Source organism: Syntrophomonas sp. (assembly GCF_028707975.1).
Taxonomy (GTDB): domain Bacteria; phylum Bacillota; class Syntrophomonadia; order Syntrophomonadales; family Syntrophomonadaceae; genus Syntrophomonas.
The window spans coordinates 1-2,762 of record NZ_JAQVZX010000172.1 but is presented as its reverse complement, the minus strand read 5'-3'; the positions used below and the strand labels follow the sequence as shown (position 1 = coordinate 2,762).

The 2,762-nt window shown below is 46.1% G+C and carries 3 protein-coding genes; 2 read left to right on the top strand and 1 reads right to left on the bottom strand.

Going from position 1 to position 2,762, the window contains the following annotated elements:
* Positions 1–31: 31 nt before the first annotated feature.
* Entirely contained in the window at positions 32–940 is a 909-nt protein-coding gene (locus PHP87_RS11815; protein WP_299921622.1) for a diaminopimelate dehydrogenase, read from the bottom strand.
* A 247-nt stretch (positions 941–1,187) separates the two neighbouring features.
* Here PHP87_RS11815 and PHP87_RS11810 point away from each other — a divergent pair, with 247 nt between their 5' ends.
* Positions 1,188–1,880 (top strand): ABC transporter ATP-binding protein, encoded by a 693-nt coding sequence (locus PHP87_RS11810; RefSeq protein WP_299921620.1) that lies wholly within the window; start codon positions 1,188–1,190, stop codon positions 1,878–1,880.
* On the top strand, positions 1,870–2,762 hold an 893-nt coding region (locus tag PHP87_RS11805; RefSeq protein WP_299921618.1), incomplete at its 3' end, for a hypothetical protein. The genes PHP87_RS11810 and PHP87_RS11805, both read left to right, overlap by 11 nt.

Here is a 2,762-nt window from a genome sequence, read left to right as displayed (position 1 = left end):
CTCTCGTAAAGAAAGTGCCTGTGCTTATACTTTATAGCAATTTTCGGATAATATCGTCACGCTGGCCGTACATAAAGTCAATGATGGGAATTTCTATAAGGGTATAGGCACCGGGCTTCTGTTTGATACTGGCCCGGGCAGCAGCTACCATAATTTGTGCGGTTAAGGCCGGGTTGTTGACCTGCATGGAAAAGCGCAGTATTTGATTATGGGTTGAGCCCGAAACCCCTTTTCTTACCATATCAACCCCGTGTCCCATATCAATTAGCTGTTTGACATCCGCTACCGGGACAACATGGGTTTCGTCTTTGATGAAATAGGGGTCTGTTTTGATGGTTTTTTTAACTTCAGCCAAATTAGCCCCGGGTTGCAACTGAACATAAACGATACGGCGATGGATGCCGGTACCCAGGGGGATGGTCATGGATAAAGCATCCTCAACCCCATCCAGGGCTCGCACTGCTGCTGTGTGACCCATACTCATTCCAGGTCCAAAATTCGTATAGGTCAGGCCTTGGGGAACCATAAACTCATACATACAGCGAAGCATGGAATCTGTCCCAGGATCCCATCCTGCAGAAATAACTGCCACCGAATGGTTAGCCACAGCGATTTCATCCAATTCCAAGCGCAAATCAGCCAGTTGGCCGTGAATGTCATAGCAGTCTATACTATTAATCCCCAGACTTAGTATCTCCCGTGCCATAGAAGGCACAGCGCGGGTAGGGATGCATAATAAGGCCACCTGCACCCCGCTTAATTGCTCAAGGGATTGCACCATCTTTATATCCATTGCGGCTAGCATCCTGGCGCTATCTGAGCAATACGGCTGTTGAACTACGCCAAGCAATTCCATATCTATTGCAGATTGCAGAGCCTCCACTGCCATCCTGCCAACATTTCCGTAGCCGATTACCGCTGCTTTGATTTTTCCGTTCATAACTGCCTTCCTTTCATAAATCTATTACATTGTAGCGTATACAATCTAAAACAGAATTGCAATAAGAGTAAAGAGAGTAGATTGTATACATGCAGTAGAAAAAGGAATGCGAGTTTTTTGTTTAAAGATGGGCTGGAAAATCATATAATGGGACTAGTGCAAGAAAATATGGCCATTATTGTATATCTTATAGAACTGCTGAAAAAAAGGAGGGAAGAGCATAAAAAACAATATTGAGATTCGTAACTTGAGAAAGGTTTATAAGCTGGGGAAGGAAAAAGTGGTAGCTCTGGATGATCTGTCTCTGGATATATTGTCAGGAGAAATATGCTGTATCCTGGGAACCTCAGGTTCAGGCAAATCCACTCTCCTGAATCTTCTGGCTGGCTTGGAGAAGGCGAGCCGGGGCAGTATTCTAATCCGGGGAAAAAACGTTGGAAAAATGAATGAACGACAACTGGCCCTGTTCAGGCAAAAGAACATCGGCTTTGTTTTTCAATCATATAACCTTTTATCATCACTGTCGGCCCTGGAGAATGTGAGCCTACCCCTGGTTTTCCAGGGTGTTAAAAAAGAAAAAAGGGAGCAATTGGCCCGGGCCCTTTTACAGGATGTTGGGCTAAAAACCCATCTTAAACATAAACCGGCGGAGATGAGCGGGGGACAGCAACAACGGGTGGGAATCGCCCGGGCTTTTGTCGGCAGTCCTCCTATTATCCTGGCCGATGAGCCTACCGGGAATCTGGATTCCAAGACCAGCCTGGAGGTGATTCAGCTTATGTTGAAGCTGGCCCGGGAAAAGCAGCAGACCCTGGTAATTGTCACTCATGATAGCGAAGTGGCCGATTTTGCTGATAAAACCGTATTTATACGGGATGGAAAGATAGCGGAAGTCATAATGAATAATACAAATGTAGGGGAGAGAAGAGATGAAGTATAGGAGTGTTATTTTTATTGTTTTCGTGAGCATGCTTTTTAGCTGCTATAACCTGGGCTGGTATGAGCCGCAGCCGCTGGAGGCGGCGGATAACCTCTCTCCGGAAGAACCCAAACTGGTGATTGGGCGCAGTAACTCCATGCCGGTATTTAAAGCCGGAGAGGAAGGCAATTTGATAATACCGGTGCAAAACATCCGTGATGGTGAGGCGCGAAACATAAATGTTTCCCTCCTTATTGATGATGCTGGTAAGTTCCCCTTCGAATTGGAGAAGATGTCGCTGCAAACCGGAATGAGTTCTATTGGCGGCTATCGTACGGAAAGTGCCATTTTTTTTGGAATAAAGGTAGCAAAGGCAGCCGAATCCAAAATCTATCCCATCGGGGTTAAAATTGATTATACCAGTCAAAATGGTAATGAGGGCCAGTCTTCCGGTACTATATATGTGAAAATTGAAAATGAGCAGAAAACCCCCGGGCTTATACTGGCCGGAATCCAAATGGAAAATGAGCAGATAGACAGCGGGGAAAGCCAGACCATAGAGCTGAAGATAAAAAATGACGGGCATCTCACCGCCCGGGATATCGACATAAAACTGGCCGGGTTTACCGCCAACGGTCTACGGCTGGACCAGCCCCTCGATACCTTCCACCTCAAGGAGTTCAAGGGCCAGGAATTTAAATACATACCCTTTAAGATATACGCCGATCCCAGTATGGAGAGTGGAACCTATCCCCTTGATCTCGTACTGAAATATAAAGACGAGTTCAATAAGGATTACAGCAAGGAAGAGAAGCTTTATTTGACGGTGGAAGGCAGTGGACCGGAAGGCAAAAACAAAAAGGCCACCCCCCGACTTATAATCAACAACTACTTCTATGGCGG